This window comes from Pseudomonas neustonica (assembly GCF_003797945.1).
GTDB lineage: Bacteria > Pseudomonadota > Gammaproteobacteria > Pseudomonadales > Pseudomonadaceae > Halopseudomonas > Halopseudomonas neustonica.
This window is the reverse complement of sequence record NZ_RKKU01000003.1, coordinates 35,566-55,147: the sequence shown is the minus strand read 5'-3', so window position 1 is coordinate 55,147 and position 19,582 is coordinate 35,566. Positions and strand designations below refer to the sequence as shown.

At 58.1% G+C, this 19,582-nt stretch carries 18 protein-coding genes; 10 read left to right on the top strand and 8 right to left on the bottom strand.

The annotated features are described in order from the left end of the window. Nucleotides 1–87 precede the first annotated feature (87 nt). The 9 genes from metF (at nucleotide 88) to EF096_RS03890 (ending at nucleotide 7,801) form a co-directional block, all read left to right on the top strand. Entirely contained in the window at nucleotides 88–939 is an 852-nt protein-coding gene (gene metF, locus EF096_RS03930) for a methylenetetrahydrofolate reductase [NAD(P)H] (protein ID WP_123888318.1), read from the top strand. 20 nt (nucleotides 940–959) lie between these two features. After that, on the top strand, nucleotides 960–1,688 hold the full coding sequence (locus tag EF096_RS03925) for a substrate-binding periplasmic protein (protein WP_123888317.1): 729 nt from the start codon (nucleotides 960–962) through the stop codon (nucleotides 1,686–1,688). Nucleotides 1,689–1,749: 61 nt separating this feature from the next. Beyond that, complete coding sequence (locus EF096_RS03920) at nucleotides 1,750–2,502, top strand: substrate-binding periplasmic protein (protein WP_123888316.1); 753 nt, start codon at nucleotides 1,750–1,752, stop codon at nucleotides 2,500–2,502. Nucleotides 2,503–2,715: 213 nt separating this feature from the next. After that, the gene (locus tag EF096_RS03915) at nucleotides 2,716–4,248 is read left to right on the top strand and encodes a DEAD/DEAH box helicase (RefSeq protein ID WP_123888315.1); all 1,533 of its coding nucleotides are present in this window, start codon (nucleotides 2,716–2,718) and stop codon (nucleotides 4,246–4,248) included. A gap of 90 nt (nucleotides 4,249–4,338) precedes the next feature. Next, entirely contained in the window at nucleotides 4,339–4,941 is a 603-nt protein-coding gene (locus EF096_RS03910; RefSeq protein ID WP_123888314.1) for a DUF3617 domain-containing protein, read from the top strand. A 151-nt stretch (nucleotides 4,942–5,092) separates the two neighbouring features. Then, the gene (locus EF096_RS03905; RefSeq protein ID WP_123888313.1) at nucleotides 5,093–5,518 is read left to right on the top strand and encodes a hypothetical protein; all 426 of its coding nucleotides are present in this window, start codon (nucleotides 5,093–5,095) and stop codon (nucleotides 5,516–5,518) included. Further along, nucleotides 5,511–6,173: a CDP-alcohol phosphatidyltransferase family protein gene (locus tag EF096_RS03900; protein ID WP_123888312.1), complete on the top strand. Its 663-nt coding sequence runs from the start codon at nucleotides 5,511–5,513 to the stop codon at nucleotides 6,171–6,173. The genes EF096_RS03905 and EF096_RS03900 overlap by 8 nt, the downstream gene beginning before the upstream one ends. A gap of 1 nt (nucleotide 6,174) precedes the next feature. Then, nucleotides 6,175–7,131: a phosphatidate cytidylyltransferase gene (locus tag EF096_RS03895; protein WP_218565707.1), complete on the top strand. Its 957-nt coding sequence runs from the start codon at nucleotides 6,175–6,177 to the stop codon at nucleotides 7,129–7,131. Nucleotides 7,132–7,138: 7 nt separating this feature from the next. Next, the gene (locus EF096_RS03890; protein ID WP_123888311.1) at nucleotides 7,139–7,801 is read left to right on the top strand and encodes a lysophospholipid acyltransferase family protein; all 663 of its coding nucleotides are present in this window, start codon (nucleotides 7,139–7,141) and stop codon (nucleotides 7,799–7,801) included. Nucleotides 7,802–7,914: 113 nt separating this feature from the next. Here the strand turns inward: EF096_RS03890 and EF096_RS03885 are convergent, their stop codons facing one another. The 7 genes from EF096_RS03885 to EF096_RS03855 all read right to left on the bottom strand — a co-directional run bounded on the left by EF096_RS03885 (nucleotide 7,915) and on the right by EF096_RS03855 (nucleotide 17,298). Further along, nucleotides 7,915–8,685 carry a nuclease-related domain-containing protein gene (locus EF096_RS03885; protein WP_123888310.1) on the bottom strand — a complete coding sequence of 257 codons (771 nt, stop codon included), beginning with the start codon at nucleotides 8,683–8,685 and terminating at the stop codon, nucleotides 7,915–7,917. A gap of 135 nt (nucleotides 8,686–8,820) precedes the next feature. After that, nucleotides 8,821–9,972, bottom strand: a complete 1,152-nt coding sequence (locus EF096_RS03880) for a Fic family protein (RefSeq protein ID WP_123888309.1) — start codon at nucleotides 9,970–9,972, stop codon at nucleotides 8,821–8,823. Nucleotides 9,973–10,063: 91 nt separating this feature from the next. Continuing rightward, nucleotides 10,064–10,234, bottom strand: a complete 171-nt coding sequence (locus tag EF096_RS20535) for an XRE family transcriptional regulator (protein ID WP_235869625.1) — start codon at nucleotides 10,232–10,234, stop codon at nucleotides 10,064–10,066. Nucleotides 10,235–10,516: 282 nt separating this feature from the next. Beyond that, entirely contained in the window at nucleotides 10,517–11,158 is a 642-nt protein-coding gene (locus EF096_RS03870) for a CHAP domain-containing protein (protein WP_123888308.1), read from the bottom strand. Between the two features lie 381 nt (nucleotides 11,159–11,539). Then, on the bottom strand, nucleotides 11,540–14,368 hold the full coding sequence (locus EF096_RS03865) for an FAD-binding and (Fe-S)-binding domain-containing protein (protein ID WP_123888307.1): 2,829 nt from the start codon (nucleotides 14,366–14,368) through the stop codon (nucleotides 11,540–11,542). A gap of 12 nt (nucleotides 14,369–14,380) precedes the next feature. After that, entirely contained in the window at nucleotides 14,381–15,535 is a 1,155-nt protein-coding gene (gene lldD / locus EF096_RS03860) for an FMN-dependent L-lactate dehydrogenase LldD (RefSeq protein WP_123888306.1), read from the bottom strand. 68 nt (nucleotides 15,536–15,603) lie between these two features. Then, entirely contained in the window at nucleotides 15,604–17,298 is a 1,695-nt protein-coding gene (locus EF096_RS03855; protein WP_123888305.1) for an L-lactate permease, read from the bottom strand. A gap of 206 nt (nucleotides 17,299–17,504) precedes the next feature. Between EF096_RS03855 and EF096_RS03850 the strand changes: the two genes are divergently transcribed. Further along, a complete protein-coding gene (locus EF096_RS03850) occupies nucleotides 17,505–18,281 on the top strand; it encodes a GntR family transcriptional regulator (protein WP_123888304.1) in 777 nt (258 codons plus the stop codon). Here EF096_RS03850 and EF096_RS03845 read toward each other — a convergent pair. Next, on the bottom strand, nucleotides 18,271–19,473 hold the full coding sequence (locus EF096_RS03845; RefSeq protein ID WP_123888303.1) for a CaiB/BaiF CoA transferase family protein: 1,203 nt from the start codon (nucleotides 19,471–19,473) through the stop codon (nucleotides 18,271–18,273). The two genes, EF096_RS03850 and EF096_RS03845, sit on opposite strands and share 11 nt — an antisense overlap. Nucleotides 19,474–19,582 lie beyond the last annotated feature (109 nt).

Genomic DNA, 19,582 nt, shown 5'->3' with positions numbered 1-19,582 from the left:
ACCGGCACACATTGCCTTTACGCTTGAAGCTTGCGGCTTGAAGCTTGAAGCTAAAAACCTCCCTGTAAGACAAAGGGCAGTACCCGAATGAACCAAACCATTATCAACAAACCAATCAGCTTCGAGTTTTTCCCGACCAAGACCGACGCCGGTCATGCGAAGCTGATTGCTGCTGGCCACGCGCTGGCCGCAGAAAAACCCGAGTTTTTCTCGGTCACCTACGGCGCTGGCGGCTCAACCCGCGATCGCACGCGTAAAACCGTATTGCAACTCGATAGCGAAGTAAAGGTTGCTACTGCGCCGCATCTGTCCTGCGTTGGCGACTCACTGGAAGACTTGCGTACTCTACTTGGCGAATACCGCGAAGCAGGTATCAAACGCATCGTCGCCCTGCGCGGCGACCTGCCCTCCGGCATGGGCCAGGCATCGGGTGAATTGCGCTACGCCAACGAGCTGGTCGAATTCATTCGCCAGGAAACCGGGGATCACTTCACCATCGAGGTTGCAGCCTACCCGGAAGCACACCCCCAGGCGCCGCACTTCGAGGCCGATCTCAAGAATTTTGTACGCAAGGTACAGGCGGGGGCTGATAGCGCCATTACCCAGTACTTCTTCAACGCTGACTGCTACTTTCACTTTGTTGAGCGTGCGCGCAAGGCGGGTGTTGAAGTCCCTATCGTGCCCGGCATCATGCCCATCACCAACTACAGCAAGCTGGCGCGTTTCTCTGACGCCTGTGGCGCCGAAATTCCGCGCTGGATTCGCAAGCAGTTGGAGTCCTATGGTGACGACAGCCAGAGTATTAGCTCGTTCGGTACCGAAGTGATCAGTCAGATGTGCGAACGTCTGCTCGAAGGCGGAGCACCCGGCCTGCACTTCTATACACTCAACCAGGCAGAACCCAGTCTAGACATCCTGCGCAACCTGCAGACTGGCTAATCAGCAGCTACAATAGAGCGATGCTATACCGTCGCCTATTACTGTCATTGCTTCTCATACCCGGCCTGTCGCTGGCAGCCAACCTGAAGGTTGTCAGCGAACCCTGGGTGCCCTACATTTTTGAGCAGGATGGGGAGCTGCAGGGCGTAGACTATGAGATAGTGCAAGCGGTCTTTCGACGCATGGGGTACAGCGCCGATTGGGAGCTAATGCCCTGGAAGCGCGCGATACTCAGCGTCAGAAGCGGACGCGCCGACGCCATCCTGGACATACTCGCCACCAGAGAAAGGCGCGATTATCTGATATTTCCCTCTGAGCATTTATCAAACAATGTCTCGGTGCTCTTTTATGCCCGCAAACACCCTCACCCCTACGCCAACCTGCACAGCCTGACGGGTCTTACTGTCGGCGTAGCGCCTGCCTACACCTATGGCAACCCCGCGTTCATCGCTGCCCGCTTTTTCACCCGCGAACCAGCGCCAACAGTCGAAGCCAACCTGCTAAAACTACTCAACCAACGCATCGATCTAGCCGTGATAGACAAGCGCGCCGGACTTTACACCCTGCGGCGACTCGGCCTGGAAGCGGACATTGGCTTCGACCCACAACCCATAGGCAGCGGCAAACTCTACCTGGCATTTCACCGCAATACGGCCAATCTTGAGCTAAGCAACGCCTTCAACACCGAGCTTGAGCGCTTCAAACAAAGCGATGAATACCGTCAAATCCTGGACAAATACGCTCCGTAGCAGCAAATCTCTCGCAACGAGCGGCTATTACTCTGCGCGAAAAACAGGCTAGACTTGCGCGATGACGTCAAGATCATGCCTCCCCCTACTTCTACTACTCGCTCTGCTCTGCGGACAAGCCCAGGCGGCAACGCTGAACATAGTCAGCGAGTCTTGGCCGCCCTACATCTATGAAGAGCACGGTCAGCTGAAAGGCATCGATTACGATGTCACCACGCGGGTGCTAAGCCAACTGGGCTATAAAACACATTGGCAGCTTATGCCATGGCGCAGAGCACTGCACGACACTGCCAGTGGCAATTTCGATGCAATCCTGGACATCTCGCCGACGCCCGAGCGGCAACAGCAATACCTATTCCCCACAGAGCCGCTCTCCAGTAGCGATTCCGTGCTTTTCTACAACAAGCTCCATCCGCACCCGTTCAATGGGTTAGAGGACTTACGCGGTTTAAACATTGGCGTATCGGCAGGCTACCTATACAGCAACCCAGCCTTCCTGGAGGCAGACTTCTTTAGCCGCATACCCGCCACATCCAACGAAACCTCGCTGCTGATGTTGATGCGCGAGCGGGTCGACATGGTGATAATGAACAGGCACGTCGGCCAGTTCATTATCAACAAGCTCGGACTGGAGCAGCAAATCGACCATCATCCGCTCGTCGTGAGCAGCGGCCCACTGTTTCTAGCCTTTCACCGACGACCAGAACTCGCCGAGCTGGCCAAACACTTTGCAGTCGCTTTGCACCGCTTTAAAAACAGCAGCGAGTATCTAAAAATCCTTGAGCGCTATGACCTGAGCGACTTCAACTCCTGACGCCGCTGCACGCCTGTTAAGGCATGAAAGCAGCCATTGCTCACCGGGATGCGCCCGCACGCTCCTTCTGTTATACTCGTCCCCCTTCATTCTAGGCCGCACGGACAAGCGGCAGGTAAGCAACCCCTTAGCGGGCAGTGTCACCCCGACACCAGCTCGCAGGAATCAGGTTGTTACCTGCATGTTCGCAACGGCCATCACAGGGTTATCTGAATGTCCTTTGCTTCCTTGGGCCTGTCCGACGCGCTCGTGCGCGCTGTTGCAGCCACCGGTTATACCAGTCCTACGCCTGTTCAGGCGCAAGCAGTTCCCGCCGTACTCGAAGGCCGCGACCTTATGGTTGCCGCTCAGACCGGCACCGGCAAGACCGCCGGCTTTGCGCTTCCTGTTCTTGAGCGCCTTTTCCCCGCCGGCCAGCCGGATGCCAACTACAAGCGCGTCGGCAAGCAGGTTCGCGTTCTGGTACTAACACCAACCCGCGAGCTGGCAGCCCAAGTGCACGACAGCATTCGCGCCTACGCAGCAGAGCTGCCGCTGAAATCCGCCTGCGTATTCGGCGGTGTCGGCGCCAACCCGCAGATGAAAGCCATTGCTCCCGGCCTGGACGTATTGGTCGCGTGTCCCGGCCGTCTGCTGGATCTGGTTGGCCAGCGCGCTGTTGATCTATCTAAAGTAGAAGTACTGATTCTTGACGAAGCCGACCGCATGCTCGACATGGGCTTTGTACACGACGTCAAGAAAGTCATTGCCAAGCTGCCAAGCAAGCGTCAAACGCTGCTGTTCTCGGCTACCTTCTCCAAAGACATCACTGATCTCGCCAACAAGCTGCTGAACAACCCGGCCCGTATTGAAGTGACGCCACCGAACTCCACGGTCGAGCGCATCAATCAGAAGGTCTACCGCGTAGCCGCAGGGCACAAGCGCGCACTGGCTGCCCACCTGATTACCCAGGGCGCCTGGGAACAGGTGCTGATCTTTACCCGCACCAAGCATGGCGCTAACCGCCTGGCTGAGTACCTCGACAAAAACGGCCTGCCGTCAGCTGCCATCCACGGCAACAAGAGCCAAAGCGCCCGTACCAAGGCACTGGCGGACTTCAAAGCCAACAAGCTACGCATTCTGGTCGCGACTGACATCGCAGCCCGCGGTCTGGATATTGACCAGTTACCGCACGTGATCAACTTCGAGCTGCCCAACGTGTCGGAAGACTACGTACACCGTATTGGTCGTACTGGCCGGGCCGGCCGCAGCGGCGAAGCCGTATCACTGGTTAGCCCTGACGAAGACAAGCTGCTGCGCGCCATTGAGCGCATGACCAAGCAGCGTATCGACGAAGGCACGCTTGCCGGCTTTGAGCCACCAGCGCAAGCCGAGCTCAATAGTGATCGCCCTGAACGTGCACGCGGCGGCGCCGGTGGTGGTGGTGGCGGTCGTAACCAGCAGCGCAGCAATAGTGGCGGCGGTGGCAGTAACGGTCGTGGCCAAGGTGCCGGCCAGAGCGCTGGACCAGGGCGCGGCCAGGGTCGCAACGATAAGCCACAGACCGATCGCCCACGCGGGCCAAGGCGCCCGGTTCACGTGATCAAGGAACCGGAAGACGCCGTCACACTGGAGCGTCGCCGCCAGGCGAACGGCAACCGCGCCGATCCGGTAACGTCAGATAAGCCAGCGCGCAAACCAAACAGCCGTCGCCCGAACAATCGCGGGCCACAGCGCGAGAAACCAGCCCTGCTTGGGCCACGGTGAAGTAAAAAAAGGGGCTTAGGCCCCTTTTTTATGCGGTACGCTAGCAGCCCGAGTGCGCCACCAAACCGTTATGCTGCTAAGGAATAGCCCATGCAACCACACAAACTCCTGCTGGCCGCCCTGCTGCTGGCACTGCCCTGCCTCAGTTCAGCCGCGAACTTGCAGCCCAACCCCAAACCAGGGCTGTGGCTGAGCGAAGAGAACACGCTGGTCAACGGACGCGACATCCTGCAAGAGCTGAAAGAAATGCGCCAAGCGATGATGAAGAGCCTGCCTAAAGATCAGCGCGCACACGCCATGGCCATTCTCGGCGACGACGACCCGAGCAGCCAGCACAAATGTTTTACTCCAGAGATGGCCGCCGCCTTGACCACACCCGAGGCAATATTGGCCGAAGCCAATCAGCAAATGCCGGAGTGTGAGTTCACCACCCAGCAAACCAGTGGCAATAGTCTGCAGTTTTCTGGCCAGTGCAACGACCCTGAAGGTTTTATCGGCGACATGCATGGAGCGGTTGAAATAGTGTCCAGCACCGAAATCAAATCCACTTTCCAGGGTACTGGCAGCTATAAGCCACCCACTGGAATGCTCAGAGACGGCAAAGATCGCAGCGACATAACGATGGAGAATACGTCGGTCTCGCATTGGGTAGCTGACGATTGCGGCACGGTGGAGCCACAAACAGCCAGGTAAAAGTCTGGTGCAGCAGAAAACAGCTGCGCACCTGAATATGATGCTTGTCACAACCTGATCTACGCAAATCACCAAGCGCAGGTCAGACAAGCTATCATGCTCGGCTGGACGCCAAGCCCTGACGCTGACGTGACGCAACCAAAGGACTGATATGCGACGCTCCGAGTTACCCCCATCCAATATACGTGGCCGCTTACTGGCTGCCGCCTTTGCGTTCCTGCTGTGGGGTGGCTGGGCCCTGATCGCTAACTGGCACGCGGGCCAGCATCATGCCTTGATTGCGGGTCTACTGCAGGGCAGCGCCAGCGCCATCATCACGCTGTTAATGGCTATCTGTGCGACGGCGCTATTCGCGCGCCTTCCCGGCCCAATAATGCGAATCGCGCTGCCACCGCTGCTGATTGTTTCCATCAGCTTCAGCGGGCTCTGGCTGGCGCACACCGCTAATGCCACCCCTTCACTCTGGACGACCATACTGCCACCCAGCTGTATGGCCTTTGCATACTGCCTGTACCTTACCCTTTCGCTGGCGCGCGACGCCGGCGCTCGTTCCCCGGAGCAGCAACCCAATGACTGATCTCAGTAATCGCCGTCCCCTCAAAATCCGTGATCAGCAGCTGATGCGCCGCTTTGCTGCCTGGCTAAGCCGACGCAGTGTGACCCCTAACCAGATCTCGGTTCTCAGTGTCATTTTCGCCCTCGGTGGCGGCGCAGCACTGGTGCTGGCGGGTCAATCAGTCGCCATTGAGCGATCAATCTGCTTCATCGCCGCTGCGCTATTCATTCAGCTGCGCCTGCTGTGCAACCTGTTTGACGGCATGGTGGCGATGGAAGGCGGCAAACAAACACCCGCTGGTGAGCTATTCAATGACGTACCCGACCGTATTGCCGATCCGCTGCTGATTGTTGCCTGCGGCTTCGCCCTGCCGGATTACCCCAGTGCCATGTGGCTAGCGTGGCTGGGCGCACTGCTGGCGGTAATGACGGCTTATATCCGTGTGCTGGGTGTATCTCTCGGGTTACCAGCGGACTTTCGGGGCCCTATGGCCAAACAGCAGCGCATGGCACTCATCACAATAGCCTCGGTGCTGTCGGCACTTGAGATTTTCTGGGGCTATCAGGGCATGGTGCTGTGGATCAGCCTTATCGTTTTGGTGGTAGGCAGCGCAGCAACCGCGCTGCGCCGCTTGATTGGCGCCTACCTGCGCCTGCAACAACGTGGAGCCAACTGACATGGATATCGGCCTAGCCTTTATGCTCGACCTCACCCCCAACGCGCTTGGGGCCATGCTGGTAGTACTGGCCATGCTGGTGGTGGCCTCCATCACCCAGTGGCGGCTTAGCTCGCGCCTCAGCCCGGAAGCACACCTGGAACTCAAGCAGCGCATTAACTCTTGGTGGGTCATGGTGGCGGTGGTGTTTACCGCGCTGATGATCGGCCAAGTGGCCTCGCTGATATTCTTCGCCGTCCTGAGCTTTATTGCGCTGCGTGAAATATTCTCGATCCTGCCCGTGCGTATCACTGATCGCCGACTGATCCTCGCGCTCTACCTGATGGTGCCGCTGCAGTATTACTGGATCGCCACCGACTGGTACGGCATGTTCATCGTGTTTATTCCGGTCTACCTGTTCCTGCTGATCCCTTTCGGCCTGCTGATGCTGGGCGAAACCAAGGGTTTTATCCGTGCGGTGGGGTCTTACCAGTGGGCAATCATGACCACGGTCTTCGCCATCAGCCATGTCGCCTACCTGCTCATGCTGCCAGCGGATCAAAATGCCGCCGGCGGCGGCGTCGGCCTGGTGCTGTATCTGGTGTTCCTCACTCAGTTCAACGACGTAGCGCAGTACATCTGGGGCAAGAAGTTTGGCGAGCGCAAGATAGTGCCAACCATCAGCCCGAACAAAACCTGGGCGGGCTTTCTGGGCGGCGTAGCCACCACCACCCTGCTCGGCGGCGCACTGGCCACTTTGCTGACTCCCTTGAGTTTCTGGCAAGGCCTGGCCGCCGGTTTGCTGATTGGTATTGCGGGCTTTATCGGCGACCTGACCATTTCCGCGGTCAAGCGCGACCTGCGCATCAAGGACACCAGCCAGCTGATCCCCGGCCACGGCGGCATCCTCGATCGCATCGACAGCCTGATGTACACCGCGCCGCTGTTCTTCCACTTCCTCATCTACACCAGTTACTGAGGCACACATGACCTTTTTCCAACGCCTGCCCAAACGCTTGTTCTTTCTGCTGGTGGTCAAGCCGGTGGTGTACCTGCTGCTGGGCTTGAACATTTACTCGGCCCAGCGCCTGCCCGCACGCGGCCCGGCGATCCTGGCGGCCAACCACAACAGCCACCTGGATACCCTGGTACTGATGGCGCTCTACCCGCTCAGCCAACTGCACCGCGTACGTCCGGTTGCCGCCGCCGATTACTTTCTGCGCAACCGCTTTACCAGCTGGCTGTCGCTCAACGTGATCGGCATCATCCCGCTCGACCGAGAGGGGCAGGTAGACAAGGAAAAGGTATTTGATCTGTGCCAACAGGCGCTCGCCAACGACGAGATACTGCTGCTCTTCCCCGAAGGCAGCCGCGGCGAAGCAGAGAAACTGCAGCCACTGCGCAAAGGCATCTACCACCTCGCCCGCAGCCACCCCGGCACAAAAGTAGTCCCCATCGCCATGCACGGCCTCGGCCGCGCACTACCCAAGGGCGGCTCCATGGTAGTGCCCTTTAACTGCGACGTCGCCATTGGTGAGGCGTTACTGCCGGGTGACGACAGCAACGTATTTATGCAGGAATTGCAGACGTCGCTGGAGGGGTTGTTGGCTGCGTGTATTACCCGGCGGGATGAGCGGTGGGAGGATTGAGGGGGGATGCAACGCGGAGCCACTCGGCGCGCTCTGGACCAGTAGCGAAAAATCGCTCAATAAACTGGGCCGACGTTGCGAGTCAAAGCACAGGGTTGATGGTTTGACCGAGACTATAAACTTTGCATAGTTCGGCACTTAGGAAACGCCGAACACCCCCAAAACTGCTGCCCAGCCTTCGCCCCTGATTTCACAGTGCGAATCAACAACGCACTGCCACACTTCGGGCATTGCCGCTCGGCGGTCGGATCACTTCGACGTTTTAGGTTTTGCACATGCTCGCGGTGAGTGGCGAGGGTCGGTGCGCGGCGGCCGGTTTGCAGAGCTTTGAGCATGGCGGCGACCTCCGACTCGCTGAACACACGTTGCTGGAATGATTTGATATAGCGGATAAAGCCGATGCCCTGGGTCACGTTGGCGGGCAGTTCGGTTTTGAAGGTGCTGCCGCCAACAAAAGTGATCACCGAGTGCAGGTGCTGGGGGTTAAGGCCGAGCGTGGCTTCGATTGCTTTGAGGTGTTTGTAGTTCTGCCGCAGCGGGTTCTGGAATTTGAAGCTGCGCTTGTAAAGCTTCTGCGTCCACTGCGCTTGTTTTTCGCTGCCGAAAATCCAGCCGCTCATGTTCTTCGTTTCCAGTACGAAGATGCCATAGGGCGAGAGGAAAACGTGGTCGATCTGGGTGGTGCCATCTGGAGTATTCAGGGTGACGTTGTGTAAGCGCTGGTATACGCGCTTATCCAACTGCCAATGCGCGAATAGCCGCACCAGCAGCTCACCGATATAGCCCTTGAACCACGGCGTCTTGAGCAGGCTGATGAGCAGCACCGCTGGGATAAACCAGCCGAGCATGCCCCATAGCTGCGCGATGATGGGAGAGAAATCCATTTCCTATCCTTCCGTTATTCTGAGTCAACTGGCCTGAGCTGCATGGCCTGATTTAATGAACCCGGTTTAACTGGATAGTACCTAAATTTAGTTTGATAGCACGATAATATTGCAGCCATTAGCCATGAGGCTACGTCATGGAGCACTTTTGGTTTGAACATTGCCTGCGCTGTTTACCTCATAGCGTGTGCTGCGCCCACCGCCAGGCAGCCGAATAATGCAGCCTTTCGCTACAAGGTCGCTGAGGTGGCGAGTGGCCGTTGCCTTAGACACCTTGGCTACCGCTTGGTATTGGGCCGCGCTGATGCCTGCCTCGAAACCACGGTCGCCACCATCGAGCAGGCGGTTCAGCACTTTAGTCTGCTCAACGCTAAAGGCTTGGCCGCGATACGTCTGCCAGAAGCGCGTCTTGGTCAGCACGCGGTCAATACGCGCCAGTGCTTGCTCCAGGCTGTTGAGCAGCGTGGCGAGAAACCATTGCAGCCAAGCGGTGATATCCAGTGGGCCTTTCTGGCTGGCTTCCAGGATGCGGTAATACCCGGCTCGGTCGTCGAGAATGCTGGCAGAAATCGCGTAAAAACGGATGGTTTGATGCTCGCCTTGGGCCAGTGCCAAGTCGGTTATGGCACGGGTAAGGCGGCCGTTACCGTCATCGAAGGGATGCAGGGTTACGAACCAGAAATGGGCGATTCCAGCGCGTAGCAAAGGGTCGAGGCTGGCATCGCTACGGCTGCTCTCGAACCAAACCAGAAAATCGGCCAGTTGTTGTTCAAGCACGGCGCGTGGCGGCGCTTCAAAGTGCACGGTGGGGCGGTCGAGACGCCCGGAAACAACCTGCATGGGCTCATCGCCACGCAGCGCGCCAATGAGCAGCGGACGTGCCATAAGACTGTCGTCGTTTGGGAATAACCAGCGGTGCCAAGCGTATAGCCGCTCCAGGTCTAATGGCTGCTGATGTGCCTGCGTGGCATCGAGCAGCAATTGCGCCAAGCCTTCTGAACGCGCAGTGGTGCGGCCCTCCTCGCTTACCCCTAAGCGTTTCGCCAAAGAAGAACGAACTGAGCCGATATTCAGCTGTTCGCCTTCGATAGCAGATGAGGTAATGATGTTCTGCAGCATGGCATCGAGGCTGCTCTGCGCTTCTGTGTCATTGCCGACAGCACCGAGCATGCCGATCAGCCGACCCTGCGCTTGAGTACAGGCGCGCAGCAGCGGAGCAAGCGGTTCAGCTTGCCAGGTGAAGCGCGGCCAGTCAGGTTGCTGCCAGATCCACATTGGGTCGGTCATCAGCTTGCTCGTCTGTGAGCCGATTAGCGGATCTATTCGGCTCATTTAATGAGCTGATAATGCCAATTATTCGGCTCTCTGTCTAATTGGCTTAGCTTTGCCCAGCTCGTTGCTCTTCAAGGATGTCTTCAACCGTACGTTGATGACCGATCTTAATAAGCTTCAGCTCATATCCGGCCGCTTCCAGCAAACGAACCAACGCAGAAACACTCATGTCGCCTTTAGCCAATGTTTCCATGCGCGCCACTGTTGAACGTGACACGCCCGCCCGCCCGGCTGGCTATTGCTTCCTGGCTTAGGTTCGCGTCGCGTCGAGCCTGCTTGAGCATTTCGGAGACATCGTACAAGGAGCTCATTTGTAGCCCTCGGGGATCAAAAAAGAAGGATATACCGGAAAATGTAGCCCCTAAGCTACAATCCCGCGAGTAACCTAGCTCTCACGGCAGAGCGGCGCAGAAGGAAGCGGCAGCCGGTTTGCAGGGCTCCGAGCGTGGCGTTGACTTGCACCTCGCTGAAGACGCGTGCTCATCACGTCCACGTTGCGTTAATGGGTGGGGCTTTGCTGGGAGTCAGGCAGTTCGGTCGTCGGCTCCACTCTGAGCCACCCCAATACCCGTGATTCATCGATATACCAGTTGCCGTCTTTCCGGCTAAGCCCGAGATCTTCTCGGGAGCTGCCAAAGGGGCCGGGATTTTGTTGGGCGATCTGTAAAGAGACATTGCCGACGCTGGCAATAATCGCTACATGACCGTAGCGGTTGAGCAGCGACGGCGCGAATACCAGCAGATCGTCTGCCTTGGGTGGCTCGGGACTGCCGTTGCGAAACTGCAGCATCGCGCGCTGGGCATTCAAGTTGCCATCACTCAGGCTGGCATCAAAGAAGTCTTTGGCGTGCCCATAGGAGTCGGGCATGCGGTGGCCATAACGCTCGAAGTAGTAGCGTTTTACAAACTCCACACACTGATAACGCAGGCCCAGGTTGTATCCGTCTTCGCTCAGGTTACGGCCCTGCACTGTATTCACCCCGCCGTTATAGTAGATCGCTACACCATTGAGCTCATCAAGTTGCTCACCAACGGCGTGCTGGCTGTTGGGATCTACCCGCGTGGCGCCGTAGTAAGCCGCCAGCGCGATCAATGGCAATAGTGCGCAGGTGACCAGCAAGATCAGTCGTGTTTTCTTCATGGTGAGGGGCTTTTACAGTCGAAGGGATGGTGTTGCTTTACGCGTGGGACGTAGCAGGGCAACACAAATGGAAGCGAATTATGCACTGCAGAGAAGCACGCCACCAATGCTGGCCTAAAGGCACCGGTATAGCGCGCAATTGATTGTTTAATGTGGCGCTGCCAGAACGGGTTGCGTTAGCCCGCAGACCTAGAGCAACCGTGCGAGCGAACTAGCCAGGGCAGCTCAGTACCGGCATGTAACCAAGCTCGGCAAGGCGCTTGTACCAAGAAGCCGATCGCGTTGATCGGCACCTTAGCCGTGCCCCATACCAGCCTGATCTTCGGTGTTCTGCGTATGAAACACCACTAGGCCTGATTAACGCATTAGCTCAAATAGCGCTCAGTTGAACCACGTCTGGACAGCCGCATCAATCGGCCGCGTCACCCGATCCACCAAATACACCAACCCGTGATAATCAATACCACTGTGGCTACTCAAGCCAATCTCACAGGTACGGCTGGTGGATACCCCTTCACTGCAATACTGAACGACCGGTTTCAAGGTCCGCAGCGCGTGGTCGTTGAGTTCAGGCAGGTTGAAGCCCTTGTCGCCGGCAAAACCACAACAGTGAATCCCCTCTGGCACCACGACATTAGAGCTACAGCGACGAGCAATCTCCAATAGCCCGTCACTTTCACCCAAATGCTGGGTGCTACAAGTCACATGTACCGCCACCGATTCGGGCTGTGGCGTGAAATGCAGTCGGTCGTATAGATGGCTGCGGATGAACCTGACCGGATCGTAAATATCCAGTCCTTCAACGTTCGCCTGCACCAAGCTAAGCGTGCAGGGGCTGGTATCACAATAGATGGGATCCTCGCCGTCACGACTGGCCAGACGTAATGCGTCCAGCAGCTCACTGCGCTTGGCCTCAGCCTGCTCGGGGTAGCCTTTGGAAGCAAAGGGCTGACCACAACACAGTGAGTCCATCAGTTCCGGGAAAACCACCTCGAAGCCGGCTTTTTCCAGCAGCGCGCGGGTCTTGTCAATCAAGGGCTCCTGCTCGCTATCCGAACGTGCCGGCCCCATGGTGCGAGAGATACAGGCTGGCAAATAGACGACGCGCGGCTTGGCACTAGCGGCCTTCGGCAAGGATTGGATCAGGCGCACCGGCTGTGGCAGTGAAGGGTCCCACACCGGCAGCCGTCCGCCACTGAGACGTCGAGTAGCCTGGCTCATGCGCTGCAGACGCGGAGCGCCCAGCAAGCAATGGGCCGTATCGGCGACTCGCAGCGCAAAGCGCACGCCCTTGAGTGCGCCGGCAAAATGCCCGGCCAACCAGTCAGCCCGACCCGCCTGATCTGCCTGATCCGCCCGGATAGCTCTGATCAGGTCGCCGGTATTGATGCCTACCGGGCAACGCTGGGCACACAATCCGGTAGCAGCGCAGCTGTCGACGCCCTGGTATTGATAGGCCTCCTCCAACTCGCGCGTATCAACGCCCGCGCGTTTCTTGGCCTGAATGTCACGCCAGATAACGATGCGCTGGCGTGGCGTCAGCGTCAGACCGTTACTCGGGCAAACCGGCTCGCAGAAGCCGCACTCAATACACTTGTCGACAATTTCATTGGCTGCCGGCAGGGGCTTCAAGTTTTTAAGATGGATAGTTGGGTCTTCGGACAGCACGACATCCGGATTCAGAATTCCCTGCGGGTCGAGCAGTCGCTTGATTCGCCACATCAGCTGATAGGCATCACTGCCCCACTCCATCTCGACGAAGGGGGCCATGTTGCGGCCCGTGCCGTGCTCGGCTTTCAATGAACCGCCAAACTCGACCGCAACCAGCTGCGCTACATCACCCATGAAGGCTTCGTAACGAGCAATCTGCGCGGGCTCGTCAAAACCTTGAGTGAAGACAAAGTGGAGATTGCCTTCCAGCGCATGCCCAAAGATGATCGCCTCGTCGTAGCCGTGTTTTTCAAACAGCTCGATCAGGCGATTGACGCCCGCAGCCAATTGCTCGACCGGGAAAGTGACATCCTCAATAATCACCGTTGTACCGGTCGCACGCACTGCGCCTACGGCCGGAAAAGTACCCTTGCGAATTGCCCAGAGCTGACCGGAGACCTTAGCATCCTCGGTAAAGTCGACTTGCCGCTCCACGGCAAAGGGCACCAACGCCTCATTAATCCGTGCCAACTGCTCGTGCAACAAGCTCTGGCTGGCCGCGCGCGACTCAATCAGCAAGGCACAGGCGCCCTCCGATAACCCGGCGACCCATTCGGGCAAGCCGGACTGATCCTGTACCGAACGCAAGCTGCGCCTATCCAGCAGCTCGACCGCGGCTACTGGTTGCTGCTTGAGGATGGGAACGGCGCGACAGCAGGTATCGACATCCGGGAACACAATCAGCGCGCTGGCCTTGTGCGGATACTCTGGCACCGTGTTGTAGGTGACCGAGCTGATGAAACCGAGCGTACCCTCGGAGCCGACCATGAGGTGAGTCAGAATATCCAGCGGCTCATCAAAGTCGACCAAGGCGTTGAGCGACAAGCCGGTGGTATTTTTTAGTCGATACTTGTGCCGAATCCGCTCGGCCAATGCCGTATTGGCACGCGTCTCACGACCGAGCTCAGCCAACTGAGCCAACAGCTCTGCGTGACTCTGCCGAAAGGCCGACAGACCTGACTCATCCTCGGTATCCACAACCTGACCGTCGGCCAGTACCAGACGCATACCGGCCAGGGTCTGGTAGCTGTTCTGTGCAGTACCACAGCACATACCACTGGCGTTGTTGGCAACAATGCCGCCTATCTTGCAGGCATTGATCGAGGCCGGATCAGGGCCTATCTTGCGCCCCAAAGGCGCCAATGCTGCATTCGCCTGTGCGCCGATAACACCCGGCTGCAACCGGATCTGTGCTCCGTTATTACGCACTTGCCGACCACTCCAGTAGTCACCCAGCACAATCAGCACCGAGTCACTGATCGCTTGCCCGGACAAACTGGTGCCGGCGGCCCGAAAGGTGACCGATACCTGATGGCGCCCTGCCAGATGCAGCAGGCAGACCACTTCGTTCTCCGATTCGACCCGCACCACCAGCTTGGGCACCAGCCGATAGAAACTCGCATCAGTGCCAAAGGCCATCGTCGACAGCGGATCATCAAATAGGCGCTCAGCAGGAATCAGACGGCGCGCGCCGGACAGAAATTCAGCAGACAGGCTCATGGTGGCTCCGGTTTACTTGGTCAGTTCCTGCAGTTCCCGCACCAACAGATCGGCGCTGATGTCGGCTATCGACTTGGCCCCTGTCAACACCATGGCAACCCGCATTTCCTTCTCTATCAACTCCAGAAGATTACTGACGCCAGCCTCACCGTCGGCCGCCAGCGCATAGATAAAGGCACGGCCCAGCATGGTGCAGTCAGCCCCCAGCGCCAGCATACGCACCACATCCAGCCCGGTGCGAATACCGGAATCAACCAGAATTTTGATCTCGCCCTTCACCGCATCGGCGATGGGCGGCAAGGCGCGCGCACTTGATAGCACGCCATCGAGCTGACGACCGCCGTGATTGGAGACCACAATGCCATCAGCACCAAAGTTCACCGCATCACGCGCATCAGCCGCATCCAGAATACCCTTGATTACCATGGGGCCATCCCAGAACTCGCGAATCCACTCTAGGTCCTTCCAGGAAATAGAGGGATCAAAATTGTTACCCAGCCAGCCGATATAGTCTTCCAGCCCGGTCGGGTTGCCGCGATACGCAGAAATGTTGCCCAGGTCGTGCGGCTTGCCCAGCAAGCCGACATCCAGCGCCCAACGCGGATGTGTTGCGGCCTGCAGCATCCGACGCATAGCGGCATTCGGGCCACTCATGCCGGAATGTGCATCACGGTAGCGCGCACCGGGCACCGGCATATCCACGGTAAATACCAGCGTGGTCACCCCGGCCGCCTTCGCGCGCTCCAGGGCGTTCTTCATAAAGCCACGGTCTTTCAACACATAGAGCTGGAACCACATGGGCCGCTTAATGGCCGGGGCGACCTCTTCAATCGGACAGACCGATACCGTAGACAGGGTAAACGGAATACCTTTGGCGTCCGCAGCGCGCGCTGCCTGCACCTCGCCCCGGCGCGCATACATACCCGTCAAGCCAACCGGTGACAACGCGACCGGCATGGCCAGCGTCTCGCTAAACAATTGCGTCTCCAGGCTCAACTCGGACATGTTGTTCAGCACCCGCTGACGCAGGGCAATATCCGCCAGATCCGCCACATTGCGCTTGAGCGTATGTTCAGCGTAGGCACCGCCGTCAATGTAATGGAACAGGAAAGGTGGCAAACGGCGCTTGGCAGCAGCGCGGTAATCGGTAGAGGCAGAGATGATCATGTGGGTGTCCCGTGTTCACTTATACGGCAAACGCCCCGGTCACGGCCGGGGCGCGTTCAAACCTGGCTTCAGCTGGCCAGCAGCGGATCGCTGACGTTGAGCACATAAACCGCAAACAGCGCGATCAGGCCCGTAGCCAGCACATAGTAAAGCGTTGGCCAGATGGTGCGGCGCAGGGTAGTACCTTCGCGCCCCAGCAGGCCGACAGTAGCCGATGCGGCTACCACGTTGTGAATCGCAATCATGTTACCCGCTGCGGCGCCGATGGCCTGGCCTGCGACCACCAGGGCAGTCGATAGCCCCAGATTGCTGGCAACGCCGAACTGAAACTGGCTGAACATCATGTTGGACACCGTATTGGAGCCAGCAAGGAACGCGCCCAGCGCACCGATAGCGGGCGCAAACAGCGGATAGATACCGCCCACGCTGTCTGCTACATAGCGCGCCATGACAATGGGCATGCTCGGCAGATCGGCTGCGTTAACGCCGGAATTGATCAGGATACGTACCATAGGCACAGTAAACAGCAGCACAAAACCGGCACTCAGTAATACACCACCCGACTCCTTGGCCGCATTGCCCAGGTCACGCAGCTGCATACGGTGCAAGAAGAAGGTCATCAGCACGACCATCACCAGAATACCGCCCGGCAAATAGAGTGGCTGCACGGCTGCGCTAATGCCCACTTCACCGAGCAAATCGCTGGCACCAAACGAGATCGATTTGAACAGTGCGGTGACCTCGGGGAACACACGACTGATCACCAGAATCACGCCAACCAGCAGGTAGGGTAGCCATGCCCGAAAGCTGCCCATGGGGCGCGCAGTCAGCTCATCGAGCTTCATTTCAATGGTGCCTATCCACTCGGCAGGCCAATCCTTGCGATCAGCAAACGACCAGACATTTTTGGGTACCAAAAAGCCTGCACGCGCAGCCGTCGTGACCACTGCCAGTCCGACCAGACCACCAACCAATGACGGAAACTCTGGGCCTAGCCAGATACCGGTGAGCACATAGGGAATGGTCATCGCCAGACCTGCAAAGAGGGCAAAAGGCAGCACTTCAAACACCGCACGCCAGCTCTTCTCACGGCCGAAGAAACGCACCAGCATGATGACCATGATCAGCGGCATGATAGTGCCCACGATGGCATGGATAATGGCGACCTGACTGGTGATCAGCTGCAGGTAGGCCTCCCAGCTGGAGCCATTAGCCGTTAGCTGCTGGCTGATAGCAGCAGTATCCAGCCCGGTGGTAATGCCCACCACAATCGGTGTACCCACCGCACCAAAGGACACCGGCGTGCTTTGCACCAACATGCCCATCAGCACCGCAGCCATGGCCGGGAAGCCAATAGCGACCAGCAGCGGCGCAGCGATAGCGGCCGTAGTACCGAAACCGGACGCCCCTTCGATAAAGCAACCAAACAACCAGGCAATGATGATCGCCTGAATCCGCGGATCAGGGCTGATGGTGGTAAAACCGGCCCGAATCACGGCGATGCCACCGGAGTGTTTAAGCGTATTGAGCAGCAGGATGGCGCCAAAGATGATCCACAAAAGCCCCAGGGTAACAATCAGCCCCTGGAGGGTTGAGGCCATTACTCGGTTGAAACTCATATCCCAGCCGTAGAGCGCAATCAACGCACTGACCAAATACACCAGGGGCATGGCGCGCCGGGCTGGCCAGCGCAACCCGACCAGCAAAATACTGGCCAGCAAAATAGGGGTGAAGGCCAATAGGGCCAGTAATCCGGATGACATGAAGCGCTCCTATACTTGTTTTTTAGCGGAACCCGCGCTAATTGGTAATACCAATTTACAAAAAACTCGACTCAGAGTATGAAAGCGGCAACCTCATGTCAAATTTGGCAATGTAGACTTTGGTATACAAAGGCCTCATCCGGTTGATCGGCCGTCAGCGCACGAGTACCCTTGACCGAAAATTGGTAAGACCAAAAGGAATAGCAATGGAAGTAGGACACATCCGCCAAAGGAGGTTGTCCGACAACATCGTCGAACAGCTGGAAACCATGATTCTGGAGGGCACGCTGCAGCCTGGTGAACGCTTGCCGCCCGAGCGCGCGCTGGCAGAGCAGTTCGGCGTGTCACGGCCGTCATTGCGCGAGGCAGTGCAAAAGCTGGTCGCCAAAGGTTTGCTGATCAGTCGTCAGGGTGGCGGCAATTATGTAAGCGAAACACTGGGCTCCAGTTTTAGCGACCCGCTGCTGGGCCTGCTGGAGGGGCGTCCGGAAGCGCAACGCGACTTACTGGAATTTCGTCATACGCTGGAAGCCGACTGCGCCTATTACGCCGCTCTACGTGCTACCGAGGTAGACCGCCAGCACTTGCAGACCGCGTTCGATGAATTACAGCGCTGCTACGCCAAGGAAGGAAAGGCAACACGCGCCGAGGAAGGCGCAGCAGACGCGCGCTTCCACCTGGCGATTGCCGAGGCCAGTCACAACATGGTGCTACTGCATACCATCCGCGGACTGTTCGACCTGCTCAAACGCAATGTAGTAACCAATATCGGCGGCATGTACGCGCTGCGCAGCGAGACGCGGCTGATGCTGGTTGAACAACATCAGGCATTGTTTGCTGCGATCATGCAGGGACGCGCAGAAGATGCCCGCAAGATTGCCAGCGAGCACATCAGCTACGTGCAGGACGTATTGGCGCAAAGCCAGGAAGAAAATCGAAGAATGGCGCGAGCGCAGCGTCGCGAGCGCTCGCCTACGCGCTAGGATCAGCTTTTTTCTGATTTTCCAGCCAGTCTGCCAGCACCTCGGCGCTATGCTCGCCTAACATCGGCGGCGCAGTGCGATACTCCACTGGCGTACGCGACAAGCGTATCGGGTTGGCTACCAGCGCCACCTCGCCAGACAGCGCGTGCGGCAGAGTTATCTGCACGCCGCGCGCCTTGATCTGCTCATCGGCAAACACCTGCGCCAGATCGTTGATTGGCCCGCAAGGCACACCGGCTCGCTCCAGCGCAATAATCCACTCGGCGGTAGTGCGAAATACGGTGGCCTGACGGATCAACGGAATAAGCTCGGCGCGGTGCGCGACGCGCTGTGCATTGCTGGCGAAACGCGCATCGCTGGCCCATTCGCGATGTCCCGCCACATCACAGAAGCGTCGGAACTGCCCGTCGTTACCCACGGTAAGAATGAAATCGCCATCGGCCGTCGGAAAATCCTGATAAGGCACGATGTTGGGATGCGCGTTACCCAGCCGCTGGGGTGGCACGCCGGTGGTCAGGTAGTTAAGTGCCTGGTTACCCAGGCAGGCCACCTGCACGTCCAGCAACGCCAGATCGATATATTGCCCCTGACCGCTGCGCTCTCGCTCGGCCAGCGCGGCCAATACCGCGTTACTGGCATACAAACCGGTGAGAATATCGGTTAGCGCCACACCGACCTTGACCGGCCCTGCGCCCTCTTCTCCGGCAGCTTTGCCCGTCACACTCATAAGGCCACCCATGGCCTGAATCATAAAGTCATAGCCTGCTCGCTTGGCGTACGGCCCAGTCTGACCAAAACCGGTAATCGAACAGTAGATCAGACGCGGATTGAGTTGCTGCAGACTGACGTAATCCAGCCCGTAAGCCGCCAAGCCGCCGACCTTGAAGTTCTCGATCAGTACATCCGCCTCGGCCACCAATTCACGCACCTGCTGCTGACCTTCGGCCTGGGTAAAGTCGATGGTAATGGAGCGCTTGTTACGGTTGGCGGACAAGAAATAGGCTGCTTCCGAGGTGTCGCGGCCATCGGCGTCACGCAGATAAGGCGGCCCCCAGGCACGGGTGTCATCACCCACCTCAGGCCGCTCGACCTTAACCACATCTGCCCCCAGATCAGCCAGCATCTGGCCAGCCCAAGGGCCGGCTAATACGCGGGAAAGATCGAGCACTTTAAGACCGGTAAGTGCACCCATAGAGACAGCTCCAAGCGGCAAGCTTCAAGCGCCAAGCTAGCCGTGCAGTTTTAAGGTGAATTCGAAGGAGGCAGCTCTAAGCTTGCAGTACTAACGCAGCAAGCAGGCC